Genomic DNA, 3,682 nt, shown 5'->3' with positions numbered 1-3,682 from the left:
TCGGACAACTGGTCCGAGCCGGCCGGTGAGCGAGCGGCGGCGAGCTCGACGTATCGGTCGGTGATCTCCTTCGTGGCGTGAGCGACATCGAAGCGGGAGGCAGCGGCGACAGCAGCCTCCCCGCGTTGCGTGCGCTGGTCCGGATCCGTGACGAGGCCGATGAGTGCTGCCGCGAGCGCAGCGGGATCCCGCGGTGGGACGAGCGCGGCCTCGGCCTCGTCGAGCGATTCGGTGACTCCGCCGACTCGGGTCGCGACGACCGGGAGACCGAGCGCGAGCGCCTCCATCACCGCGACGGGCAAGCCCTCCCAGGCCGATGCCAGGACGAAGATGTCGCACGCGGCCATCACGTCGACGGCGTCGGCGCGGAAACCTGCGAAGAGCACGTGATTCTCGAGACCGAGGCGGTCACGCAGGGCGACGATGGAGTCCTCGTCGGGCCCCTGCCCCACGGCGACGATCCGGAATGCGACCCCGGCGTCGGTCATCGCCCGGGCGGCATGGAGCAGGTTGGGGTAGTCCTTCTGAGCGCGGAAGTTCGCGACGGTCCCGATCACGATCTCGCCGTCACCGACATCGAGCGAGGCCCGCATGTCCTTCCGCGATCGAGCGGTGCCGGCGATCCCGGCGACGTCGATCCCGTGGGTGATGACCTCGACTCGCCGTGCGGCCGCGCCGCGCAGGCTGGCGGCGGCCTCGTCGGTGACCGCGATCGTGTAGTCGTCGAGCCCCGAGGTCAGCCGGTTCGCCCAGCGCGTCGGACGGCGGTGCGAGGCCCACGAGTTGTGCTCGGTGGTCATCAGTGCCGGACGTCGAGAACGGGGGAGTGTCAGTGAGGCGAGGCGGGCTGCAACCGCCGGGACCGGAGAATGGGAATGCACGATGTCGACACCGTCCATGGCCGTCCGAAGCCGCCACGGCCACAGCGCGTCTCTCCGACGAGTGGAGAGACATGTCGCGGTCACACCGTTCGACTCGAGTTCACCCGCGAGGTGGTCTTTCCACGGCAGCACGTATGCGGCGTCGACGTCGAACTCGTCGTGATCGATCGCGGCGGCGGCGGCGACGAGTAGCCGTTCGGCCCCGCCGGGCCCCAGCCCCTTGCTCACCCAGAGAACCCTCAACGCCACCGCTGCGAGGGTATCGTTCGGCATTCATGGTCGGGGTTGAATCGGAACGGTGGATGCGATGACGACGGTCGGCCTGGTGGCCTCGATCGCGATCGGCGCGATGTTCATCTTCTCCGGCGGAGCGAAGCTCGCCGGGCGAGACGACTGGATGCGCCAGTCGGCCGATCTCGATGTGCCTCGCTGGTTGGCTCAGATCGTCCCGTGGTACGAGTTGGTGCTCGGAGCAGCGCTCCTCAGCGGACTCGCTCGGCCGTGGCCTGCCATCGTCGCCGTCGTCACGCTGGTGGTGTTCACCTGGTTCATCGCACGACGCATGCTGGACGGCACCCGCCCACCGTGCGCCTGCTTCGGGTCGCGGTCGACGCGTCCGCTCGGCCGTCGCCACCTGCTCCGCAACGGTGGCCTCATCGTGGTCGCTGCCTTGGGAATCTTCGCTGCATGAGCACGCAGATCGGACCGTTCTGGTCGGCCAACCGCAAGTTCGTGATCGAGTCGTTGGAGGAAGGACTCCTCGATGATCTGGCGCAGCGGCTGTGCGATCTCCGCAACGAGCCCGTGTGGGTCGACGCCACCGACCGGGTGGACGAAGAGATCACGGTGTTCCGGATCGAGCGCAACGGTCCGACATGGATGTCGCACCCGTGGGGACTGTGGCGCGACGACGAGCCCTGCGAAACGACCGTCACCAACGACTACGTGATTCCGTACGTGCTGTGGGAGGTGACGCGGCTCGCGCTCGAAGGAGCGCAGATGCCCGTCGTGCCGATGCACGCTGCGTCGCTCGTCCACCGCGGCCATGCCATTGCACTGACCGGTCCGTCACATTCGGGCAAGAGCACGCTCGCCGCCTGGCTGACCCGTTCGGGCTGGGGCTTTTTGACCGACGAGGTGAGCCTGCTCGACACGTCGGTCGCCGATCGTCCGATCGTGAACCCGTTCTGGCGTCCGATCGGGGTGCGCCGCCCCGGCCCGCTCGACGACGTCGTCGAGCTGCCGAGCGACGCCTCGGAGGTTCTGCTCCCCGCATCGAGCATCGGTGAACTTGCCTCACCCGCACCGCTGGTCGCGCTCGTCTGTCCCACCTACTCGGAGGGAGCGTCGAGTTCGCTCGAGCCGCTCGGCGCCGCTGCCGCCCTCACGTTGGTCGCCGACCAGCTGCCCAGTCTGGGTCGCGACGGCGGTCCGGTCTTCCATGCGCTCGCAGACGTCGTCTCGGTGATTCCGGCATTCCAGATGCTGGTCGACGATCTCGACACCGCCGAGCGTGAGCTGGCCTCGCTGGTCGACCGATTGATCGACGAGCGAGCCGAAGCCGGCGAACAGCTGCTCGGTTCGGAGTCGAACCGATGAGCACGTCCGAGACCGCCACATCCACGGAGCGCCTGCGTCCTCGACCGCACGCGTCCGTCGAAACCGCGTTCCTCCCACCTGATGTCGTGCTCTTCGACGACCGCCACGGCGAGATCCACCACCTGAACTCCTCCGCCTCGGCCGTCTGGATGATGCTCGACGGTGACCTCTCGATCCCCGAGGTCGCCGATGAGCTGAGCGAGATCTTCTCCGTGCCGAGTGAGCAGCTTCGCCCTGATGTCGACGCGGCCGTCGAAGATTTCCGCGCGCGCGGTCTGCTCGACGGCACCGATCAGCTCACCGACGAGGCACGTGACGAGGACGCCCGTACCGACGCAATTGCAAGCGAGCCCGTCAGCGAGGATGTCCCGCTGCGCCTCGACATCCTCGGACGGCCGCCGGACACTTGAGGTAGTGCCGCCAACCGCCCCGTGTGGGCGGGACACCTCAACCTCCGAGCCGGCAACCACCTCGTGGCCGTGGAGTACGACAGCACCGAAACGCGTGACCTTCTCCGCCAACATTGCGCATCGTGGCTCAGCGACGACGAGCGCGATGTGCCGGCTGCATTCGGTGTGCGGGTCGTCAAGGTCGGTTTCCGACGCAAGAAGGTCGGCGTGCTCCACCACGGGTCACCGATCCGGGCGCGGTTCGACAGTGTCGACGAAGCCGTCGATGCAGTCGCTGGGTTCCTGCGCGAGATGGAGCGTCTCGAAACGCTCATGAGTTCGCGCCCCGGACAGGTGGCCGTCGAGGCGCGAGCGTTCGAGCGTGGTGGCGAGGTCGTGCTGTTCCATGCCCCGCTCAAGATCGATGTCGACGAGCGTCGGCTCGCCAAGATCGGGATCCACGAGATCCAGACGTGGAAGCCGGTCATCGACCCGGCGGATGGTTTGGTGACGCTCGGGTCTCAATCGTGGCCGCTGCGGGCAGTCGTGATGGGTGGACATGGCGACCTCGAACTCGACGATGCCCGTCGACACGTGTTCGGTCTCGCGAAGCCGTCGGAGATGGCGTGGGCCGAGCTGATCGATTCGATGGGTGACCGAGTTCGAGCGACGACGATCGACGTGCACGAAGCGCTCGACCAGGCACTCGGCTGAGGTACGGGCCGTAGGCTCGCCGACCATGCGCGTACTCGTCACCGGTGGAGCCGGGTTCATCGGTTCGAATCTCTGTCGACGACTGACCGCCGGGGATCT

General features: G+C 67.6%; 6 protein-coding genes. 5 read left to right on the top strand and 1 reads right to left on the bottom strand.

Features of this window, described 5'->3' with window-relative positions; genetic code table 11:
* The coding region (locus WBV89_RS13775) for a glycosyltransferase (RefSeq protein ID WP_423981926.1) at positions 1-1,109 on the bottom strand (1,109 nt) is incomplete at its 3' end.
* A 79-nt stretch (positions 1,110-1,188) separates the two neighbouring features.
* On the opposite strand from WBV89_RS13775, the gene WBV89_RS13770 reads away from it, so the two are divergent.
* The 5 genes from WBV89_RS13770 to WBV89_RS13750 form a co-directional block, all read left to right on the top strand.
* Positions 1,189-1,572 carry a DoxX family protein gene (locus WBV89_RS13770; protein ID WP_423981925.1) on the top strand — a complete coding sequence of 128 codons (384 nt, stop codon included), beginning with the start codon at positions 1,189-1,191 and terminating at the stop codon, positions 1,570-1,572.
* Positions 1,569-2,480: a hypothetical protein gene (locus WBV89_RS13765; RefSeq protein ID WP_423981924.1), complete on the top strand. Its 912-nt coding sequence runs from the start codon at positions 1,569-1,571 to the stop codon at positions 2,478-2,480. Before WBV89_RS13770 ends, WBV89_RS13765 begins: the two co-directional genes overlap by 4 nt.
* Entirely contained in the window at positions 2,477-2,890 is a 414-nt protein-coding gene (locus WBV89_RS13760; RefSeq protein ID WP_423981923.1) for a PqqD family protein, read from the top strand. The genes WBV89_RS13765 and WBV89_RS13760 overlap by 4 nt, the downstream gene beginning before the upstream one ends.
* A 21-nt stretch (positions 2,891-2,911) precedes the next feature.
* A complete protein-coding gene (locus tag WBV89_RS13755; RefSeq protein WP_423981922.1) occupies positions 2,912-3,583 on the top strand; it encodes a hypothetical protein in 672 nt (223 codons plus the stop codon).
* Between the two features lie 25 nt (positions 3,584-3,608).
* Positions 3,609-3,682: NAD-dependent epimerase/dehydratase family protein (locus WBV89_RS13750; RefSeq protein WP_423981927.1), on the top strand; the 74-nt coding region annotated here is incomplete at its 3' end.

The sequence above is a fragment of the Ilumatobacter sp. genome, from assembly GCF_049588435.1.
GTDB lineage: Bacteria > Actinomycetota > Acidimicrobiia > Acidimicrobiales > Ilumatobacteraceae > Ilumatobacter_A.
Note: the sequence above shows the minus strand (reverse complement) of the source record. Positions and strands in the feature narration are given on the sequence as shown.

What these genes read in the sequence shown, in the direction of transcription:
- WBV89_RS13765 (WP_423981924.1), top strand. Translation starts at nt 1,569, where the DNA reads ATGAGCACGCAGATCGGACCGTTCTGGTCGGCCAACCGCAAGTTCGTG.
- WBV89_RS13760 (WP_423981923.1), top strand. Translation starts at nt 2,477, where the DNA reads ATGAGCACGTCCGAGACCGCCACATCCACGGAGCGCCTGCGTCCTCGA.
- WBV89_RS13770 (WP_423981925.1), top strand. Translation starts at nt 1,189, where the DNA reads ATGACGACGGTCGGCCTGGTGGCCTCGATCGCGATCGGCGCGATGTTC.